The 20,057-nt window shown below is 66.3% G+C and carries 20 protein-coding genes; 6 read left to right on the top strand and 14 right to left on the bottom strand.

Annotation, left to right across the window (positions count from 1 at the left end; all coding sequences use genetic code 11):
• Positions 1-10: 10 nt before the first annotated feature.
• From ACX9MO_RS09070 to ACX9MO_RS09045, 6 genes are read right to left on the bottom strand one after another with little or no spacing between them, the layout of a single operon-like run.
• On the bottom strand, positions 11-676 hold the full coding sequence (locus ACX9MO_RS09070) for a histidine phosphatase family protein (protein ID WP_462214290.1): 666 nt from the start codon (positions 674-676) through the stop codon (positions 11-13).
• On the bottom strand, positions 676-1,878 hold the full coding sequence (locus ACX9MO_RS09065) for an acetyl-CoA C-acyltransferase (protein ID WP_222490646.1): 1,203 nt from the start codon (positions 1,876-1,878) through the stop codon (positions 676-678). The genes ACX9MO_RS09070 and ACX9MO_RS09065 overlap by 1 nt, the downstream gene beginning before the upstream one ends.
• Before the next feature lie 27 nt (positions 1,879-1,905).
• Entirely contained in the window at positions 1,906-2,835 is a 930-nt protein-coding gene (locus ACX9MO_RS09060; protein WP_462214289.1) for an SDR family NAD(P)-dependent oxidoreductase, read from the bottom strand.
• Positions 2,832-3,293: a MaoC family dehydratase gene (locus ACX9MO_RS09055; RefSeq protein ID WP_462214288.1), complete on the bottom strand. Its 462-nt coding sequence runs from the start codon at positions 3,291-3,293 to the stop codon at positions 2,832-2,834. The genes ACX9MO_RS09060 and ACX9MO_RS09055 overlap by 4 nt, the downstream gene beginning before the upstream one ends.
• Before the next feature lie 3 nt (positions 3,294-3,296).
• Positions 3,297-4,418: an acyl-CoA dehydrogenase family protein gene (locus tag ACX9MO_RS09050; protein ID WP_462214287.1), complete on the bottom strand. Its 1,122-nt coding sequence runs from the start codon at positions 4,416-4,418 to the stop codon at positions 3,297-3,299.
• 12 nt (positions 4,419-4,430) lie between these two features.
• Positions 4,431-5,627: an acyl-CoA dehydrogenase family protein gene (locus ACX9MO_RS09045; RefSeq protein WP_462214286.1), complete on the bottom strand. Its 1,197-nt coding sequence runs from the start codon at positions 5,625-5,627 to the stop codon at positions 4,431-4,433.
• A 137-nt stretch (positions 5,628-5,764) separates the two neighbouring features.
• Between ACX9MO_RS09045 and ACX9MO_RS09040 the strand changes: the two genes are divergently transcribed.
• From ACX9MO_RS09040 to ACX9MO_RS09020, 5 genes are all read left to right on the top strand, one after another.
• Complete coding sequence (locus ACX9MO_RS09040; protein ID WP_462214285.1) at positions 5,765-7,000, top strand: branched-chain amino acid ABC transporter substrate-binding protein; 1,236 nt, start codon at positions 5,765-5,767, stop codon at positions 6,998-7,000.
• Between the two features lie 75 nt (positions 7,001-7,075).
• Positions 7,076-8,008 (top strand): branched-chain amino acid ABC transporter permease, encoded by a 933-nt coding sequence (locus ACX9MO_RS09035; RefSeq protein ID WP_222490652.1) that lies wholly within the window; start codon positions 7,076-7,078, stop codon positions 8,006-8,008.
• A 5-nt stretch (positions 8,009-8,013) separates the two neighbouring features.
• The gene (locus ACX9MO_RS09030; protein ID WP_462214284.1) at positions 8,014-9,270 is read left to right on the top strand and encodes a branched-chain amino acid ABC transporter permease; all 1,257 of its coding nucleotides are present in this window, start codon (positions 8,014-8,016) and stop codon (positions 9,268-9,270) included.
• Positions 9,267-10,025: an ABC transporter ATP-binding protein gene (locus ACX9MO_RS09025; protein WP_222490654.1), complete on the top strand. Its 759-nt coding sequence runs from the start codon at positions 9,267-9,269 to the stop codon at positions 10,023-10,025. The genes ACX9MO_RS09030 and ACX9MO_RS09025 overlap by 4 nt, the downstream gene beginning before the upstream one ends.
• On the top strand, positions 10,022-10,747 hold the full coding sequence (locus ACX9MO_RS09020) for an ABC transporter ATP-binding protein (protein ID WP_261397959.1): 726 nt from the start codon (positions 10,022-10,024) through the stop codon (positions 10,745-10,747). The genes ACX9MO_RS09025 and ACX9MO_RS09020 overlap by 4 nt, the downstream gene beginning before the upstream one ends.
• A 141-nt stretch (positions 10,748-10,888) precedes the next feature.
• On the opposite strand, the gene ACX9MO_RS09015 is transcribed toward ACX9MO_RS09020, so the two are convergent.
• The 5 genes from ACX9MO_RS09015 to ACX9MO_RS08995 all read right to left on the bottom strand — a co-directional run bounded on the left by ACX9MO_RS09015 (position 10,889) and on the right by ACX9MO_RS08995 (position 16,342).
• Positions 10,889-12,223, bottom strand: coding sequence for an NAD(P)/FAD-dependent oxidoreductase (locus ACX9MO_RS09015; RefSeq protein WP_462214283.1), 1,335 nt, complete (start codon positions 12,221-12,223; stop codon positions 10,889-10,891).
• A gap of 8 nt (positions 12,224-12,231) precedes the next feature.
• Positions 12,232-13,047, bottom strand: a complete 816-nt coding sequence (locus ACX9MO_RS09010) for an ABC transporter permease (RefSeq protein WP_222490656.1) — start codon at positions 13,045-13,047, stop codon at positions 12,232-12,234.
• A gap of 103 nt (positions 13,048-13,150) precedes the next feature.
• A complete protein-coding gene (locus ACX9MO_RS09005) occupies positions 13,151-14,041 on the bottom strand; it encodes an ABC transporter permease subunit (RefSeq protein WP_222490657.1) in 891 nt (296 codons plus the stop codon).
• Between the two features lie 30 nt (positions 14,042-14,071).
• Entirely contained in the window at positions 14,072-15,193 is a 1,122-nt protein-coding gene (locus ACX9MO_RS09000; protein WP_222490658.1) for an ABC transporter ATP-binding protein, read from the bottom strand.
• A 63-nt stretch (positions 15,194-15,256) separates the two neighbouring features.
• Complete coding sequence (locus tag ACX9MO_RS08995; protein ID WP_462214282.1) at positions 15,257-16,342, bottom strand: polyamine ABC transporter substrate-binding protein; 1,086 nt, start codon at positions 16,340-16,342, stop codon at positions 15,257-15,259.
• 145 nt (positions 16,343-16,487) lie between these two features.
• Between ACX9MO_RS08995 and ACX9MO_RS08990 the strand changes: the two genes are divergently transcribed.
• A complete protein-coding gene (locus ACX9MO_RS08990) occupies positions 16,488-17,879 on the top strand; it encodes an aspartate aminotransferase family protein (RefSeq protein ID WP_462214281.1) in 1,392 nt (463 codons plus the stop codon).
• Positions 17,880-17,966: 87 nt separating this feature from the next.
• Here ACX9MO_RS08990 and ACX9MO_RS08985 read toward each other — a convergent pair whose 3' ends face one another.
• From ACX9MO_RS08985 to ACX9MO_RS08975, 3 genes are all read right to left on the bottom strand, one after another.
• Positions 17,967-18,542, bottom strand: coding sequence for a hypothetical protein (locus tag ACX9MO_RS08985; RefSeq protein WP_462214280.1), 576 nt, complete (start codon positions 18,540-18,542; stop codon positions 17,967-17,969).
• Positions 18,543-18,610: 68 nt separating this feature from the next.
• Positions 18,611-18,892, bottom strand: coding sequence for a hypothetical protein (locus ACX9MO_RS08980; RefSeq protein ID WP_315900445.1), 282 nt, complete (start codon positions 18,890-18,892; stop codon positions 18,611-18,613).
• A 361-nt stretch (positions 18,893-19,253) separates the two neighbouring features.
• Complete coding sequence (locus ACX9MO_RS08975) at positions 19,254-19,985, bottom strand: Crp/Fnr family transcriptional regulator (protein ID WP_462214438.1); 732 nt, start codon at positions 19,983-19,985, stop codon at positions 19,254-19,256.
• Positions 19,986-20,057: the final 72 nt, after the last annotated feature.

Here is a 20,057-nt window from a genome sequence, read left to right as displayed (position 1 = left end):
CCAGCCCTCCCTAGCTGTAGCTCAGGAACGCCGCCTCGGTGGCGGCGTCGATGTGCGGCGTTTCGTTGAAGCCGGTCAGCCATGTCTGGCGCGGCGTCACCAGCAGGCGCGTCACGGCGCAGTTCTTCATCTGCAGTTGCAGGGCCAACTGCGCGGCGCCCGGCGCGCCAAGCGCCGCCGCCGCCAGCTGTCCGATCGCCCCGCCGGAGGAGACGGCCAGAACGCTCTGCGCCCCCTCCCGCGCCATGTGGGCCCGCGCCGCCTCGACCCGCGCGGTGAAGGCGGCCCATGTCTCGGGCGGGTCGGCCACCGCGTCTTGCTGCCATTCGCCCACCACGGCCCGCAGGGTGCGAAAATGGGTCTTGGCGTCCTGCATCATGCCGTCGGGCGCGCCGCCGTCGCGGAACCGCGCCGCCAGCAGGCCGGCGAAGTCGTATTCGTCGAGGCCCGGGTGCTCTTCGACCTGCGCCGAGAGGCCCAGCCCCTCCAGCAGCCCCGCCATCGTCTCCTTCTGGCGGCGGAGCGTGCCGGTGACGAAACGCTCCGGCCGCAGGCCCTGCCCCCTCAGCGCCTGCCCGAGAGCATACGCCTGCGCATAGCCTTTCTCCGACAGTACGTCGTAGTCAGCCGCCCCGAAGGAGGCCTGCCCGTGCCGCACGACGGTCAGCGCGACCATCAGAGCACCTCGAAGAGGCCCGCCGCGCCCATGCCGCCGCCGACGCACATGGTGCAGACCACGTAGCGCGCGCCGCGGCGCTTGCCCTCGATCAGCGCGTGACCGACCATCCGCGCACCGGACATGCCATAGGGATGCCCGACCGAGATCGCGCCGCCGTTCACATTCAGGATCTCGTCCGGGATGCCGAGGACACGGGCCGACTGCAGCACCTGGCAGGCGAAGGCCTCGTTCAGCTCCCACAGGCCGATGTCGTCCATCTTGAGGCCATGGGCCGCAAGCAGCCTGGGCACCGCGTGGATCGGGCCGATGCCCATCTCGTCAGGGTCGAGGCCCGCGGCCATGACGCCCACGTAGCGGCCCAGCGGTTGCAGCCCGCGCTTCTCGGCCAGCTTCGCCTCCATCAGGACCGAGGCCGAGGCCCCGTCGGAGAGCTGCGAGGCATTGCCCGCGGTGATGAACTTGCCCTCCTTCACCACCTGCCCGTCCTTGAAGACGGGGGCCAGCGATTGCAGCCCCTCCAGCGTGGTGGAGGGACGGTTGCCCTCGTCCTGCGCCAGCGTGACCTCCTTGTAGGAGACCTCCTTCGTCTCCTTGTCCATGACGGCCATGGTGCTGGTCAGCGGCACGATCTCGTCATCGAACCGGCCCGCCTGCTGCGCGGCGGCGGTGCGCTGCTGCGAGCGGAGCGAATAGGCGTCCTGATCCTCGCGGCTGACGCCATAGCGCTCGGCCACCACCTCGGCGGTTTCCAGCATGGACATGTAGAGCGCGGGCACATGGTCGGTGATCCACGGGTCGCGCAGGTGATCGGTGCGCATCTTCTGGTTCTGCACCAGCGAGATCGACTCGACCCCGCCGCCGATGACCACGTCCATGCCGTCCTGCACCACCTGCTTGGCCGCCGTGGCGATCGCCATCATCCCCGAGGCACACTGCCGGTCCATGGACATGCCCGCAACCGAGGTGGGCAGGCCCGCGCGGATCACGGCCTGACGGCCGATGTTGCCCCCGGTGGAGCCTTGCTGGATCGCGCAGCCGATCAGGCAGTCCTGCACCTCGCCGCCCTCCAGCCCGGCGCGGTCGACGGCGTGACGCACGGCATGGCCGATCAGCTCCTGCGCCTGCGTGGCGTTGAAGGCCCCGCGAAAGGCCTTGCCGATCGGGGTGCGTGCGGTTGAAACGATGACAGCATCGCGCATGGGAAATCTCCTCGAAGTCTGTTGGGTTCAGCGCGCGTCCGGCAGCGCGAGGCCAAGCGCCTCGGCGGCCATGGCGGCATATTTTCGGGTCTGGGCAAAGGCGCCGGGCATGACCTCGGCGCCCTCCGGATCGCGGATGCGGCCCATGGCGGCCATGACACCCTCGGGGCTCAGCTCCGCGCCGGTCAGGGTCACGCCGCGGGTTTCGGTGATCCGGGTCTCGGTAAAGGCCCCGGCCCCCGCGCCGAGGATCATCCGGCTGGGCGCCTCTTCGCTCACGAGCGCCAGCAGGCCCGGCGTGATCGTCTCGGGCTTCAGCAGTTCCGCGACCTCGGGCGGCAGCAGGCCCTCGGTCATCCGCGTCGCCGCGGTGGGGGCCAGCAGGTTGGCGCGGATGTCGTATTTCTCGCCCTCCTGCGCCAGCACGTTCATCAGCCCCATCATCGCCGCCTTGGCCGCGCCGTAGTTCGACTGGCCGAAGTTGCCGTAGAGCCCCGAGGCCGAGGTGGTGTAGACGATACGACCATACGCATTCGCACGGAAATGATCCCAGAGCGCCTTGGTCGGCACGACGGAGCCCATGAGGTGCACCTCGACCACGCGGGCGAAGTCCTCCAGCGTCATCTTGGCAAAGGTCTTGTCCCGCAGGATGCCCGCATTGCAGACGAGGATGTCGACCTTGCCCCAGCGGGCGATCGCCTGATCGACCATGTCCTGCACGGCCTCCGGATCGGTGACATTGGCCCCGTGGGCCATGGCCTCGCCCCCTGCCGCCACGATCTCGGCCACCACGGCATCGGCGGCGGCGGTGCTGCTGCCGCTGCCGTCCGTCGCCACGCCAAGGTCGTTGACCACGACCTTCGCACCGCGCGCCGCCAACCCGAGGGCATGGGACCGGCCAAGGCCGACCCCCGCGCCCGTGACGATGGCCACCCGGCCGTCGAACCTGATGCTCATGAGGCCTCCGCGAAGTGGCGCCGTCCCAGCCAGTCGGCGACGAGGGCGGGCTTGGCCTGTCCCTCGATCTCGACCGTGACGGTGTAGATGGTCTGGATTTCCGTCGGGCTCTTGTCCTCGACCGCCTTCAGCACGAAGACGCCCCGGACCCGCGCACCCGAGGGCACCGGCGAGACGAAGCGCACCCGGTCGAAGCCGTAGTTCACCCCCATGGTCACGCCCTCCAGCTCCGGCCCGCCGTCGATGACCATGGCCGAGAGCATCGAGAGCGTCAGGAAACCATGGGCGATGGTGGTGCCGAAGGGCGTGTCCCGGGCGCGCTCCGGGTCGATGTGAATGTACTGGTGATCCTCGGTCACGTCGGCGAAGCGGTCGATCCGCTTCTGGTCGATGGTGAACCAGCGCGAGGTTCCGACCTCCTGCCCCACCAGTCCGCGCAATTCCTGCCGTGTCACCATGCTTCAGAACCCTCTCGCCTGTGCCACGCGCCCGGCGTGATAGCCGTAGTCGCCCAGCCATTCCGCGCCCACCCGGGCGCGCTTCATGTAGAACCCCATGTCGAAGTCATCGGTCATGCCGATGCCGCCATGCATCTGGACGCCCTCGCTGACCACCTGCCGCGCGGTGCGCGCGGCGCGGGCCTTGGCCAGCGACACGGCGAGGTCGGCCTCGTCCGGGGTGTCGTCCAGCACCCGGCCCGCGTTGGCGATGGCGCTCGCGGTCACCTCGATCTCGCACCACAGGTGCGCCGCCCGGTGCTGCAGCGCCTGGAACGCGCCGATGGTGCGACCGAACTGGTTGCGCTCTTTCAGGTAGCCCGCCGTCATGGCAAAGGCGCCGGTGGAGAGGCCCGCAAGCTCTGCCGCCATGGCGGCCTGACCCGCGTTCAGGGCCGGGCCGAGGGCAGCCAGACCGCCGTCCACCTCGCCCACCACGTCGGCGCCGGTGGCCTCGACCCCGGCGAAGGCGATCCGCGCATGGTCGCGGCTGTCGACGGTGGCCTGCACCTGCCGCGTGAGACCCGCGCGCTCCGCCTCGATATCAAAGAGCGTCAGGCCCTGCGCCTCGCCCGGGCGGCCCGCGGTGCGCGCCAGCACCAGCAGGCGATCCGCACTGCTGCCGTCGGCGACGAAGCATTTGCGCCCGGTCAGGCGGAAGCCATTGCCCGCCGCCTCCGCCGTCATGGCGGTGCGGGCGGGGGCATGTTTCGCCCCCTCGTCCACCGCAAGCGCATAGGTCAACTCACCGCTGGAAATCGCCGCCAGCCGGTCATGGGCCGCACCGCGCAGAGCCGTAGCGGCCAGCACGGCGGAGGAGAGGAAGGGCGTCGCGGCCAGCGTCACGCCCATCTCCTCGGCGAGGATGCCCGCCGCGCGGTGCCCCATGTCGGAGCCCCCCGCCGCCTCCGGCACCAGCACCCCGGCCCAGCCCATCTGGGCCATCTCGCGCCAGAGGCCCGGGTCCCAGGCCCGGCCCCGGTCACGGTTTTCGCGCAGGGCCCGGACCGGCGCGCTGTCGTCAAGGAACCCCCGCGCCATGTCGCGCAGCATTCCCTCGTCTTCTGTCGGCAGAAGGCTCGTCATTGCCGGAATTCCCTATGCTGAAGGCAGGCCGAGGACCCGCTTGGAGAGGATGTCGAGCATGATCTCGCTCGTTCCGCCCTCGATCGAATTGGCCTTGGTGCGCAGCCATTCGGCGGCGAGACCGCCATGCGGGCCCTCCCATTCCGCCCCGTCGCTGCCGGTGGCGGACATGAGCAACTCGTAGCGGCGCTTGTTCAGCTCGGTGCCCATGTACTTGAGCATGGCCGAGGCATGGCCCGCACCCTGCCCGCTTTCGGACATGTCCTTGTAGCGCTCCAGCGTGAGGGCGGTGGCGAGCGTGCCGATCTCCACCTCCATCGCCTCGGCGCGCAGGGCGGGATCGTCGAGGATGCCCTCGTCCAGCGAGCCGAGGAAGTCGCCCAGCGACCGCCCGCCCAGCAGGCCACGCGCCCCGCCGCCGATCATCTCGCGCTCGTGGGTCAGCAGGTGCTTGGCCACGTCCCAGCCCCGGTTCACCTCTCCCACGACACGGCCGAGCCCGATGGCATCGACCTTGGGCACCTTCACGTTGTCGAAAAAGGTCTCGCAGAACGGGGACTTGCCCGAGATCAGCCGGATCGGGCGGGTCGTGATGCCCTCGCTTTCCATGTCGATCAGCAGGAAGGAAATGCCCTTGTGCTTGGGCGCCTCGCGGTCGGTCCGCACGAGGGCAAAGATCCAGTCCGCCTTGTCGGCGTAGGAGGTCCAGATCTTCTGTCCGTTGACCAGCCAGTGATCGCCCCTGTCCTCGGCCCGGGTCTGCACGTTGGCTAGGTCACTGCCTGCGCCCGGCTCGGAATAGCCCTGGCACCAGCGGATCTCGCCCCGGGTGATCTGCGGCAGGTAGTGGGCCTTCTGCGCCTCGCTGCCGAAGGCCAGCAGCGCGGGGCCCAGCATCCACAGCCCGAAACTCTCCAGCGGGGTCGGCGCCCCGGCGCGGGCCAGCTCCTCGCGGAAGACCTTCTCCTGCGCGCGGGTGAACCCTGCGCCACCGTATTGTTCAGGCCAGCGGGGCGCGGTGAAGCCGCGTTCGGCGCAGCGCTCCAGCCAGTGACGCTGCGATTCGGAGCGGAACTGCCACCGCTTTCCGCCCCAGCAGATGCTATCCTCGGTGCGCGGCTGATTGCGCAGATCCTCAGGTAAAGCCTCGTGAATCCAGCTTGCTATCGTGGATCTGAAGCGCTCCAGATCCCCTGCCTCCTTGGACATTCCGTTCCTCCCAGACGGTTTATGTTCGCAATGCAGAATAGAATTTCACAGATTTCTTGACAAGCCGCCCTGCCCGGCTTTTGATCAGGCCCAGCGAGAGGGCTTGGGAGGGCTCTCTCCAAACGGGAGGAGACATCATGAAACTCATCGCATCCGCCGCTCTCGCGGCGGCCATGTCCTTTGTCGCCCTTGGCGCATCGGCAGACACCCTGAAGGTTGCCTTCATCGACCCGCTGTCCGGCCCCATGGGCCCCTCGGGCGAATCCGGGCTCAAGCACTTCATGTTCGCAGCGGAGGAGCTGAACGCCGAAGGCGGCGTGAACGGGGCGCAGGTCGAGGTCGTCGGCTTCGACAACAAGGTGAACCCCAAGGAAAGCCTCGTGCAGCTGCAGAAGGCGATCGACCAGGGCATCCGCTACGTGGTGCAGGGCAACGGCTCGTCCGTGGCCTCGGCGCTCATCGACGCCATCGAGAAGCACAACAAGCGCAACCCGGGCGAGGAGGTGCTGTTCCTGAACTACGCCGCCGTCGACCCGGCCTTCACCAACGAGAAGTGCAGCTTCTGGCACTTCCGCTTCGATTCCGACGCCGACATGAAGATGGAAGCGGTCACCGACTGGGTCGCGGCACACCCCGACATCAAGTCGGTCTACATCATCGGGCAGGACTATTCCTTCGGCAAGGCCGTGGCCGCCGCCGCCGTGCGGATGCTGGAGGTGAAGGCCCCCGAGGTGAAGATCGTCGGCAACGAACTGCACCCGCTGGCCAAGGTGAAGGACTTCACCCCCTACGTGCAGAAGATCATCAACTCCGGCGCGGATGCGATCATCACCGGCAACTGGGGCTCCGACATGGTGCTGCTGGTGAAGGCGGCGATCGACGCGGGCTGGGACAAGCCGATCCTGACCTACTACGGCGGCTCCACCGGCGCGGCCACCGCCATGGGCGAGGCGGCGGTCGGCAAGGTGAAGCAGGTGTCGGAAGTGGTGGTGAACTACCCCTCCTCCCCCGAGCAGGAGGAGAGGATCGCCAAGTTCGAGGAGAAGTATCCCGAGAACAACTACTACTACCACCGTGCCTTCAACCTGATGCACTTCCTCGACGCGGCGGCGGAGAAGGCGGGATCGAACGATCCGGTCAAGGTCGCCTTCGCCATGGAAGGCATGGAGATGGACGGCGCCTACGGGCACCTGACCATGCGCAAGGACAACCACCAGATCCTTCAGGATCTCTTCGTCGGCACCTTCTCGGCCAACCCGCCGCGCGGGGTCGAGGGTCTGCCGCTGGGGTGGATGGCCGAGGACAAGGACCATATCGCCGCCGCGGCGACCTCGATGGAGACCACCTGCAAGATGGACCGCCCCGAGATGTGACGGGGCCCGTCATCCGCAGTTGAAACAGGGGCGCCGTGCAACGACGCGGCGCCTCCGCGATCCAGAGAGGGAACCATGGAAACGATCGTATTCTCGCTCCTGAACGGGGTGATTTACGGCCTGTTGCTCTTCATGCTGTCATCGGGGCTGACGCTCATCTTCTCGATGATGGGTGTGTTGAACTTCGCCCACGCCAGCTTCTACATGCTCGGCGCCTATTTCGCCTATACCGTCACCGATGCGACCAGCTACTGGTTCGCGCTGATCTTTGCCCCGATCCTCGTGGGCCTCGTCGGCGCGGGGGTGGAGAAATGGGGCCTGCGCCGCGTCCACGCCAACGGCCACGTGGCGGAACTGCTCTTCACCTTCGGTCTGGCCTACCTGATCGACGAGGTGATCAAGATCGTCTACGGGCGCAACGCCGTGGACTACCGGGTGCCCGAGGCGCTCGATTTCCCGCTCTTCACCCTCTACGGCGCGCAATACCCGGCCTACCGGATCTTCATGCTCTTCGTCGCCGTGGCGATGCTGGTGGCGCTCTGGGTGCTGCTGAAGCGCACCCGCGCGGGCCTGATCATCCAGGCGGCGCTGACCCATCCGCACATGGTCGGCCATCTGGGCCACAACGTGCCGATGATCTTCATGACCGTCTTCGGGGTGGGCTGTGCGCTTGCGGGCCTCGCCGGGGTGATCGGCGGCAACTACCTCGTGACCGATCCGTTCATGGCCGCCTACATGGGGCCCATCGTCTTCGTGGTCGTTGTGATCGGCGGCATGGGCAGCCTTGAGGGCGCCTTCGTCGCCTCGATCCTGCTGGGCCTGCTGCAGACCTTCGCGGTCTCGGTGGATGCGAGCTTTGCCGATCTCTTCGGCTGGATCGGCCTGTCATCGGCGACCGAGGTCGGCCGCATCACCATTGCGCAGCTGGCGCCGATGCTGCCCTACCTGCTGCTCGTCCTGATCCTCTTCGTCCGCCCGCGCGGCCTGATGGGAGAACGTGAACTGTGACCGACATGACTCAAGACTACGCGGATCTCGCGCCCTCGGCCTCGGCCAAGTTCTATGGGCGCATCCTGCCGATCCTGCTCTTTGCCCTGCTGGTCGTGGTGATCCCCTTCCTCGGGCCGTCCCGCACCATGTATTCGCTGCTGAACGTCATGGCGATCAACATCGTCTTCGCGCTCAGCTACAACATGCTGCTGGGACGCTGCGGGCTGCTGTCCTTCGGGCATGCGGTCTACTACGGGCTGGGGGGCTACTGCGCCGTCCATGCCATGACCTGGATCGAAGCGGGCACCAGCCCGTTCTGGGCCAACTTCCCGGTCTTCGGCCTGCCGCTGGTGGGCTTTGCCGGCGGGGCGCTTGCAGGCGCCATCATCGGCTGGCCCTCCTGCCGCCGGGCCGGCACCCCCTTCGCCATGATCTCGCTCGGCGTGGCCGAGCTGATCGCGGCGGCGGGCTTCATGTTCCTGTCCTTCTTCGGCGGGGAAATGGGCGTCTCGGGCGACCGGATGAACGGGCCCGCGCTCTTCGGCCTCTCCATGGGTCCGGTCGAGGACGTCTACTGGTTCATGGCCTTCTGGGTCGTGGCGGGGCTGGTGGGCATGTATGCCTTCACGCGCACGCCGCTCGGCAAGCTGTCGGAGGCGACGCGCGACAACCCGCAGCGCGTGCAGTTCATCGGCTACGACCCGACCCGCGTGCGCTACCTCGTCTTCATCGCGGCGGGTGCCTTCGCCGGGATGGCGGGCGGCATGTCGGCGGTGAACTACGAGATCTTCACCCCCGAGGCCGTCTCGCTCATCCCGTCGGGCTTCGTGCTGATCATGGCCTACGTGGGCGGCATCGGCTACTTCGTCGGGCCGATCCTCGGCGCGGTGCTGCTGACCTTCATGCAGTCGATGCTGTCGGACTACACCGAGGCCTGGCTGCTCTACCTCGGCGTGCTCTTCATCTCGATCGTGATGTTCGCCCCCGGCGGGCTGGCGGGCATCGTCTTCGGCCTCGCCCATACGGCCCGGAATGGTGAAACCGGCGCGGTGCTGAAACGCTGGGGTGGTCAGGCGGCGGGCATCCTGCTGGCGCTCGCCGGGCTGATCGTGCTGGTCGAGGTCTCGACCCGCTGGTCGAACGGCTATGGCGAGATCTTCGAACCCTTCGGCCTGCACCTCACCTTCACCAACCCGCTGACCTGGGTCCTCATCGTCGTGCCCTTCGCGGCGGGCGTGGCGATCCTGCGCCGGCTAAACCGCGAGGAGGACCCGGCATGACCAACGCGCTCGAGATCACCGACCTGCGCAAGAGCTTCGGCCCGGCGCAGATCATCAACGGGGTGAACCTGACGATCCCGCGCGGCGAACGCCACGCGGTGATCGGACCCAACGGGGCGGGCAAGTCGACGCTCTTCAACCTCGTCTCGGGGCTCTTCGCGCCCACCTCCGGCTCGGTCCGGCTGAACGGCGAGGAGATCGGCGGGATGAAACCCTTCCTGATCAACCGCCGCGGGCTGTCGCGCTCGTTCCAGGTGTCGAACATCTTTGCCAAGATGACGGTGCGGGAAAACGTGCGCTGCGGCGTGCTGCATTCGCTGGGACAGGGCTACAGCTTCTGGCGCAACATCGGATCGCAGCGTGACGTGCAGGAGAAGACCTCGGCGGTGCTGGAACACTGCGGGCTGATCGACAAGGCGAACACGCCTGCCGCCCTCCTGCCCTACGCCGACCAGCGGGCGCTGGAGATCGCGATCACCATCGCGGGCGGGGCCGAGGTGATCCTGCTGGACGAACCCACGGCCGGCATGAGCCATTCCGAAACCGACCGCGCCGTGGCGCTGATCGAGAAGGCGACCGAGGGCAAGACGCTGATCATCGTCGAGCATGACATGGGCGTGGTCTTCAACCTCGCCGACCGGATCTCGGTGCTGGTCTACGGCGAGATCATCGCCACCGGCACGCCCGAGCAGATCCGCAACGATCCCAAGGTGCGCGAGGCCTACCTCGGCGAGGAAGTGGAGGACGCGGCATGAACGCGCAAAGCCAGATGCAGGAGCCGATGCTCTCGGTCCGGGACCTGCACGCCTATTACGGCAAGTCCCATGTGCTGCGGGGCGTCACCCTGCACATCCAGCCGGGCGAGGTCATCGCCCTGCTGGGCCGCAACGGCGTGGGCCGGTCCACCACCGCCAAGGCGATCATGGGAGAGGTCGCGCCCAAGGGCGAGATCACCTTCAAGGGACAGCCGATCGCGGGACTGGAAAGCCACCGCATCGCGCGGCTCGGGCTCGGCTACGTGCCCGAGAGCCGGGACATCTTCCCGACGATGACGGTGCGCCAGAACCTGATCCTCGGGATCAAGGACATGAAGCGGCCGGGCAAGTACTCGATCGAGCAGATGCTGGAGATGTTCCCCAACCTCGCGGCCCGGGCCGACAACCCGGCGGGGGTCCTCTCGGGCGGCGAAAAGCAGATGCTGACCATGTGCCGGACCCTGATGGGCGACCCGGACCTGATCATCATCGACGAACCGACCGAGGGGCTGGCGCCCAAGATCGTGCAGCAGATCGGCGACATGATCGCCGAGATCGCCAAGACCGGCGTCGCCATCCTGCTGGTGGAACAGAAGCTCTCCATCGCGCTGAGGATCGCCAGCCGGGTCTATGTCATGGGCCACGGGGAAATCGTCTTCGAGGGTACGCCCGCGGAGTTCCGCACCCGCGACGACGTGCGCAAGGAGTGGCTGGAGGTCTGACCCCTCCGGCCCGCGACCAAGAATTTTGGAAAATTCTTGGGAAAATTCTTCGAAGAATTTTCTGTGCCCGGCCGATGGCCCGCCCCTCCCGGGGCGGGTCGCTCCGTTTCAGGCCCATTTGAGACCCGGGCCAGCCCAAGGTCAGCCCCGTGTCAGGGTCGCCCAGCTGTAGTCCGCGAGCAGCGCCAGACGGCGCAAGCGGCCCGGCGGCATCCGGCGCGGCGTATCGCCAAAGAAGGCCGGCAGCGGCAGATTGGTCTCTCCCGCCCGCGCCAGATCGGCCACCGCCGCACCGCAGAGCGAGCCCATGGCCACCCCGTTGCCGTGGTAGCCGAAGGCCGCATAGGCGTTGCGCGCCCCGGGGATCGCCCCGCAGAAGGGCATCAGCGAACCGGTGATGCAGACCATTCCGGACCAGTAATACGGCGTCTCGACCCCGCGCCAGTCCGGGAACAGCCGGTCGAAATCGGCCCGCACCTTGCGCTGAAGGCTCTTCTCGATCAGCGGATGGGACCGGATGCCGCCCCGCTGGCCAAAGACCATCCGCCCCTCGGGCGTCAGGTGGAAGTAATGCAGCAGGCGGCGGTCCTCGTAGCACATCTGCCGCGTGGTCCAGCCCTGCCGCTCCAGCTCCTCCTCGGTCATGACCCGCGTGGCGATGACCGAGCTCTGCGCGGGCAAATAGCGGCCCCGCATCCAGCGCGGCAGGTCCTCGCTGGAATAGCCATTGGTGGCGACGATCAGGCGATCCGCCGTCACCTCGGCCTGCGGCGTCTTCAGCACCCAGCCATCGGCCACCTGCCGGGTCTCAAGCACCGGTGAGGCACCATGGACCACGGCGCCCGCCGCCTCGGCCGCCCCCAGCAGCCCGGCGAGATACTTGCGCGGATGCAGGGCAAAGCCCATGGGATGCGAGACGGCGCCCTCGAAGGTGCCGTTCATGCCGTGGGCGCGCAGGGCGTCCTTCTCGATCACCTGCGCGGGTGCGCCGTATTCGGCCTCGCACTCCGCAGCCCAGGATCGCAGGCTGTCCATCTTGGCCGCCGTATGGGCCATGATCGTCTCGCCCTGCGAATGACGGTCCACGTCCCAGCCGTGACGCGCCAGCAGGTCCTCAACATGGGCGATGGCCCCGACCTCGGCCCGGCGCACCGCCTGCGGCCCCGTCTGCCCGTAGAGCGACAGCAGCCCCGCGTCGGAGATCCGCGCGCCCCCGAGGCAACAGAATCCGCCATTGCGGCCCGAGGCGCCGAAGCCCGGGAACTCCGCCTCCAGCACCACGACGTCCTCACCCGCCTCCGCCAGCCGCAGTGCGGCGTTGAGGCCGGTAAAGCCCGCGCCGATGATCACGGTGCGGGTGCGGAGCGAGCCCTGTGCAGGCGGCCGGGCAAGGCTCTCGGAGGGCACGTCCTCGGCCCAGTAACACTCGCGGATCGGGCCCATGGAATAGGCATGGGCGGGGTAGATGTGCTTCATGGGGTCTTTCAGGTGCGGACGGCGGCCCGCTCCTCTTCCTGCCGCTTCACCGCGGCGCGTTTCGAGACGAGCGAGGCGCTTATCACGCCCACGGTCACGATGGAAATCATGATGGTCGAGAGCGCGTTGATCTCAGGGCTGACCCCAAGCCGCACCGCCGAGAAGATCTTGATCGGCAGCGTGGTGGAGGACGGCCCCGCGGTGAAGGAGGCGATCACGAGATCGTCGAGCGACAGCGTGAAGGCCAGCAGCCAGCCCGAGATCACCGCGGGCGCGATGATCGGCAGGGTGACCAGCCGGAAGGCCTCGAAGGGCGAGGCCCCGAGGTCGAGCGCGGCCTCTTCCAGCGAGCGGTCGAAGGAGACCAGCCGCGAGGACACCACCACCGAGACGTAGCACATCGAGAAGGTCGTATGGGCGAGTATGATCGTCACGATCCCCCGGTCGAGCCCGATGCCGATGAAGAGCAGCAGCAGCGACAGGCCGGTGATCACCTCGGGCATCACCAGCGGCGCATAGATCATCCCCGAGAAGAGCGTGCGCCCGGTGAAGCGGCCCGCGCGGATCATCACATAGGCGCCCATGGTCCCCAGAACCGTCGCCAACGTCGAGGAGACGATGCCCACCTTCAGCGTGACGAGCGCGGCGTCGAGAAAGGCCTCGTTGCGCATCAGCTCGCCGTACCAGCGGGTCGAGAAGCCCGCCCAGACCGTCACCAGCTTGGAGGCGTTGAAGGAATAGATGACCAGGATCACCATCGGCAGGTAGAGGAAGACGAAGCCCAACGTCAGCGCCGTCGCATTGAACCAGCTGAAACGTCTCATGCCACGGCCTCCGCCTTGCCCGTCTTGCTGCCCGTTTTCCGCGCGGAAAACGGTCCGGAAAATTCGAATTTTCCGGACAGCGCCGGAAGGGTCCGGGAAAGGGTCATCGGTCTGCCTCCTGCTGGCGCTGCTGGTTGCGCTGGAACAGCACGATCGGGATCACGAGGATCAGCAGCAGCACCACCGCCACCGCCGAGGCCACGGGCCAGTCGCGGTTGGAGAAGAACTCCTCCCACAGCACCTTGCCGATCATCAGCGTCGAGGAGCCGCCAAGCAGCGAGGGGATCACGAATTCGCCGAGCGCCGGGATGAAGACGAGGAAACAGCCCGCCACCATGCCGCTGCGCGACAGCGGGAAGGTCACCAGCCAGAAGGCCGAGAGCCGCGAGCAGCCCAGGTCCTCCGCCGCTTCCAGCAGCGAGCCGTCCAGCTTCTCCAGCGCGGCATAGATCGGCAGGATCATGAACGGCAGGTAGGTGTAGACGATGCCGATGTAGACCGCCGTGTTTGTCGACAGGATGATCAGCGGCTGGTCGATGATGCCCAGCGACAGCAGCAGCTTGTTCAGCAACCCCTCGTTCGAGAGGATTCCCATCCACGAGTAGACCCGGATCAGGAACGAGGTCCAGAACGGCAGGATCACCAGCATCATCAGCGTGGGCCGCCATTCGTCGGGCGCCTGCGCCATGCCGTAGGCGATCGGATAGCCCACCAGCAGCGTGATGAAGGTCGAGATCAGCGCGATCTTGAGCGAGGAGAGATAGGCCTTCCAGTAGAGGTCATCGGTGGTCAGGAAGGTGAAATTCTCGAAATCCAGGTCGCCGAAGAAGTCCTTGATCCCCTGCCAGCCCTGCGACAGGTCGAGTTGCGGCGCGTAGGGCGGGATCGAGAGGTTGTAGTCGCTGAGCGCGATCTTCAGCACGATCAGGAAAGGCACGAGGAAGAAGGCCAGCAGCCACAGGTAGGGCACGGCGATCAGGATCAGGCGGCGCATGTCAGCTCTCCTCCGTTCCGGGCGTCATCCTTACTGCTCCAGCAGCACGGCGGCGGTGTCGGTCCAGCTGATCCAGACCTCGTCTTCCCAGGTGAAATGCCGCCGGGCGATGCGCCGGGTGTTGGCTTCCTGCGCCTTGATCACGTGGCCGGTGGGCAGTTCGACATGATAGGTCGAGATATTGCCCAGGTAGGCAATGTCGAGGATCTTGCCCTTGAGCGCGTTGGAGGCCGTGGGCCGGTCCGCGGAAATCGCAACCTTCTCGGGGCGGATCGCCATGTAGCACTTCTGGTCGAGCGAGAAGTTCTTCTGGGTCGTCGCCATCAGGGGCGGCTCGCTTTCGGTCCAGATCACCTGCACCTTGTCGCCGGTCTGGTGGGCGCGGCCCTCGATGATGTTCACGTCCCCGATGAAATCGGCCACGTAGACCGAGTTCGGGCCTTCGTAGATCCGGTCGGGTGTGGCGACCTGCACCAGCTTGCCCTCGTCCATCACCGCCACGCGGGAGGCGACGGTCATCGCCTCTTCCTGATCGTGGGTCACGATGACGAAGGTGGTGCCGGTCTTCTCCTGAATGTCCATCAGCTCGAACTGGGTCTCTTCGCGCAGCTTGCGGTCAAGCGCGCCGAGCGGTTCGTCCAGCAGCAGCAGCTTGGGCGCCTTGGCGAGGCTGCGCGCCAGTGCCACCCGCTGCCGCTGCCCGCCGGAGAGCTGGTGCGGCTTGCGGTTGCGGAATTTCTCGAGCCGGGTGAGGCGCATCATCTCGCTGACACGGGTCTCGATCGCGCCCTTGTCCTTGCCCTCGCGCTTGAGGCCAAAGGCGATGTTGTCCCAGACCGAGAGGTGCGGGAAGAGCGCGTAGCTCTGGAACATCATGTTCACGGCGCGCTGGTTCGGGGGCACGCCGCCGATATCCTTGCCAGACAGCTCGATGGTGCCTTCGGTGGGCGTCTCGAAGCCCGCCAGCATCCGCATCAGCGTGGTCTTGCCACACCCGGAGGGACCGAGAAGGGCAAAGAACTCACGTTCGAAGATATCGAGGTTCAGATTGTCGATGGCAGTGAAGCTGCCGAACCGCTTGGTCACGTTCTTGAACTGAATCAGCGGTTTTTCCTGCGGGTCATCCCACGGGGCGAAGACTTTCTGGGGCATGATGTCCTCTGGTGCAGTTGGCCCGCGCGGGGATACGCGCAGGCCTGTCTTTCAGGGGAGGGCTCAGGTCCCGGACTTGATCTTGGTCCAGAGCCGCGTCACCACCCGCTGCACCTTGGGATCATAGGGCGAAACGGTGTAGAGGTTCTCCAGCGTCGCCTCGTCGGGATAGATCGCCGTGTCGCCGATCACGTCCTCGACAAGGAACTCCTGCGAGGCCTTGTTGCCGTTGGCGTAGTAGACGTAGTTCGACGCCGCGGCCATGTTCTGCGCATCCATGATGAAGTTCAGGAACTTGTGGGCCGCGTCGGGGTTCGGCGCATCGGTCGGGATCGCCATCTGGTCGAACCACATCAGCGCGCCTTCGGTCGGGGCGTTGTAGGCCACCTCGACACCGTTGTCGGCCTCGGCGGCACGGTCACGGGCCTGCAGGATGTCCCCGGACCAGCCGAAGGCCACGCAGATGTCGCCGTTGGCGAGCGCGTTGATGTATTCCGAGCTGTGGAACTTCGCCACGTAGGGCCGCACGGCCATCAGCACTTCGCCCGCCTTCTCGATCTCGTCGGGGTCCTTGCTGTCGGGGTTCAGGCCCAGGTACTTCAGCGCGGCCGGGATCATCTCGGTCGGCGCATCGAGGAAGTAGACGCCGCAGGCGGACAGCTTTTCCATGTTCGCCGGGTCGAAGACCAGGTCGAGGCTGTTGATCGGCGCGTCATCGCCCAGGACCTCGGCCACCTTGCCGGTGTTCACGCCGATGCCGGTGGTGCCCCACATGTAGTTGATCGCGTATTCGTTGCCGGGATCGTACTGCGCGGTGCGCTCCTCGATCACGTCCCACATGTTCTCGAGGTTCGGCAGCTTGGACTTGTCCAGTTTCTGGAACGCGCCTGCCGCGATCTGGCGCTGCAGGAACGAGCCGGTCGGCACGACGACGTCATAGCCGGACCCGCCCGCCAGCATCTTCGTCTCGAGCAGTTCGTTGGAGTCGAAGACGTCGTAGATCAGCTCGATCCCGGTCTCTTCCTCGAACTTCGTCAGCAGCTCTTCGTCGATGTAGTCGGACCAGTTGTAGACGTGGACCTCCTCGGCCATGGCGGCGGTCGCACCGAGGGCCATGACTGCGGTGAAGGTCAGCAGTTTATTGGTCATTTGGTTTATCTCCCTTGGACTTAGTCTTAAGCGCTCGTCCATGAGCGGGAGTTGATCAACAAAATCACGGATAGGCAATATGGCGTTTCCCGTGAGGGCAGGCTAGCGTCGCGACAATTCCGTGAAATGATCAACGAGGTGTCACATGCCCGCGATTACCAACCACATGCCGACCGCGGAGCTGCAGGCGCTGGACGCAGCGCACCACATGCATCCCTTCTCGACCCAGACGCAGGTCGCCGAAAAAGGCGCCCGCATCATCACCAGCGCCGATGGCTGCTGGCTGACGGACAGCGAAGGCGAGCGGATTCTCGACGGCATGGCCGGGCTCTGGTGCGTGAACGTCGGCTATGGCCGCGACGAACTGGCAGAGGCCGCCGCCCGGCAGATGAAGGAACTGCCGTACTACAACACCTTCTTCATGACCTCCCACGTGCCGGCCATCGCACTGGCCGCCAAGCTGGCCGAGATCGCCCCGGGGGACCTGAACCACGTCTTCTATGCGGGCTCCGGCTCCGAGGCGAACGACACCAACCTGCGGATGGTGCGCACCTACTGGGCCGAGAAGGGCCAGCCCGAGCGCAATATCATCCTCGCCCGGACCAATGGCTACCACGGCTCCTCCGTGGGCTCCGGGTCGCTCGGCGGGATGGCAGGCATCCACAGCCAGGGCGGCCTGCCGATCCCCGACATCCACCACATTCCCCAGCCCGACTGGTGGTCCGAAGGCGGCGACATGACGCCCGAGGACTTCGGCCTCGCCCGCGCGCAGGAACTTGAGAAGGCGATCCTTCACTACGGCCCCGAGCGCGTCGGCGCCTTCATCGCAGAGCCGGTGCAGGGCGCGGGCGGCGTCATCGTCGCCCCCGAGACCTACTGGCCCGAGATCCAGCGCATCGTCGACAAGTACGGCATCCTGCTGATCGCGGACGAGGTGATCTGCGGCTTTGGCCGGACCGGCAAGTGGTTCGGCTCCCAGACGCTGAACATCAAGCCGCACATCATGACCATCGCCAAGGGCCTGTCCTCGGGCTACCAGCCGATCGGTGCCTCGATCGTCTGCGACGAGGTGAACGCCGTCATCTCGGCCTGCGAGTTCAACCACGGCTACACCTATTCCGGCCACCCGGTCGCCTGTGCCGTGGCGCTGGAAAACATCCGCCTGCTGGAAGAGGAAGGCATCGTCGACAAGGTCGGCGCCGAGACCGCGCCCTACCTCAAGGAGAAGTGGGAAAGCCTCGCCGATCACCCGATGGTGGGCGAGGCCAAGATCGTCGGCATGATGGCCTCGATCGCGCTGACCCCGGATAAGGCCACCCGCGCCGCCTTTGCCGCCGACGCCGGAACCGTGGGCTACATGTGCCGCGAACGCTGCTTTGCCAACAACCTCGTGATGCGCCACGTGGGCGACCGGATGATCATTTCCCCGCCGCTGGTGATCAGCAAGGAAGAGATCGACATCCTGATCGAACGCGCCCGCACGTCGTTGGACGAGTGCATGGCACAGGCCAAGGAAAAGGGCCTGTTCCCGGCCTGATCCCCGCGGCAGCACAAACGAAAGCCGCGCCGCCCCCCCGGGCCGCGCGGCTTTTCACATCCAGCGCCGCGCGACGCGGGCGACGCCTCAGCCCCGCGCGGGCCGCAGCCGCATCCAGCGGAAGATCAGCATCAGCACCAGCGCCGTCACGCTCAGCCCGATCAGGTCGCCGAGCGCATAGGTCAGCATGACGAGGGCGAAGGTCTCCGACAGGATCACGCCCGAGAAGACCACTGCCTGCCCGACCGAGTTGATCACCGAGGCCATCGCCCCCACCAGCAGCAGCCAGCGCCAGTTCACCCGGCGCGCCTGCCCGGCATAGAGCGACAGCCCCAGCAGGCGCAGCACTTCGAAGGCCGCGATGGAGGAGGCCGCCCCCACGGCGATGGAGGTCAGGATCACCGGGTCCGTGGCGCTGCTGATCTCCACCGGGGTGAAGAGCACCTCGGAGAAGAAGGCCCCGACGGCGAGCGGCAGGAAGGCGATCCGTCCCATCAGCCACGTGGTCAGCACCCGCACCCCGTGCGGCAGGTAGACGAGGCTGGCAAAGGCGGTGACATCGGGCAGCAGGCGCATCTGCAGCGGCGTGATGAGGAAATCGGTCAGGCCATGCGCCAGGATGTAGGCACCGATCACGACCACGAAGTTCTGGAGGAGTTTCACCTTTGGGTATTCCAAGAAGAGGCGCCGCCCGGCACCCCCCTCGGGGCCCGCGGGCCAACCGTCCTGCGTCAGGAACCGGGCAGGTCCTGCCCGACGAGATCGCTGCGCACCACGTAGGCACGCGCCTTGGTCTGCGCCGCACGTTCCAGCAGCCCCAGCCGCAGCAGGGTGCGGATCGCCCGGTAGAGCGTGGCCTGCGCCACCGGCTCCACCAGCGTATGGGAGCGAATCTGCTCGGTGCTGATCACGTCGCCCGGGGCGTCGCAGAGAGAGTGCGCCGCCAGCAGGACATCCCGTTCCGTCCGGCTGAGATCATCGAAGCCCACGTCGCGCTCAAGCTGGCGCAGCATTTCACGCAATTCGAAAATCGACCTGAGTTTATCCATCGTTCCCAGTCTCTTCGCACCTGACTGCCCGGACGAGACCAGACCGTAATTGATCCGTGTACAATTTTCTCAAACTGATAATCTCTTTTCGCTCAACCGGTTCCATGGTATCACAAAGCCGGCTTCGTTCCGTGAGTGGTGTCGTTGCCGTATATTTCGATCAAGATTGGCCTTGGCGACCCCGGTCGCCGAGGCAATTATTTTCCACCGTAGATGAAACTATAGCGCCCCTGGCTTCAAAACCAGAGTGTAAAACATTCTTCAGAGTCATCATTTCGTGTCACTGCGTTGACGAACACACAGGGCGATCCTGATTTTCACCCGCTCACAGCAGCGGCCGGGTCGGCAAGGGACCGTCCGCCTCCAGCTTCCCGATCTCGCACAACCGGTCGTAATCCAGCATCCGCAGCACGCCACGCTGCCAGTCCAGCGCATGCCGTTCCCGCAGCTTCTTGAGGGTCTTGTTGGTGTGCACCAGCGACAGGCCCAGTGCATCCGCGAGGTCCTGCTGCTTGTAGGGCAGCTTCATCTCGCGCCCCGACACCAGCCCGAGGGAGCGGCCCCGGTCGAACAGCCGCGCGAAGACCCGCGCCACACGCTCGATCCCGTTCATCCGGCCCAGCGTGGCCAGCGTCTCGCCCAGAAGATGTTCCTCCACGGCGGCGGCCCATGTCAGATCATAAGCACGCCCAGGCTGCTCCTTGAACAGGGACCACAGGCCACTGCGATTGAAAACGCAAAGCTTCATCGCGGTCGTTGCCTCGACAGAGTGCTGCATCTCGTTCATCACGCCCGCCTGAAGACCGATGAAATCGCCGGGCAGGACGAAGTTGATCACCTGCCGCTCGCCGGTTTCCAGCGTCTTGTAGCGCAGGCCCAGACCCTCCAGCGTCGTGTAGAGATGCGGTGAGTTCGCCCCCTCCATCATCAGCACGGCCCCGGCCTCGACCTGCAGTTCGCCGGTCTTGAACTTCTGCATGAAGCGCACTTCCGCGTCGGTCAGGGGGTCAAAGATCCCGCGCTTGCGCAGCGGGCATTGGGAACAGGCGGTCGCCACCGAAGTCATCCTCGTCTGTATGTCACAGTTTAATGCACGGGCGGCCGTTTCGTTCCACGAGGGGGAGCAATA

This window comes from Pseudooceanicola profundus, from assembly GCF_054919315.1.
The sequence above is the reverse complement of the archived record's forward strand: the minus strand, read 5'-3'. Positions and strand labels throughout refer to the sequence as shown.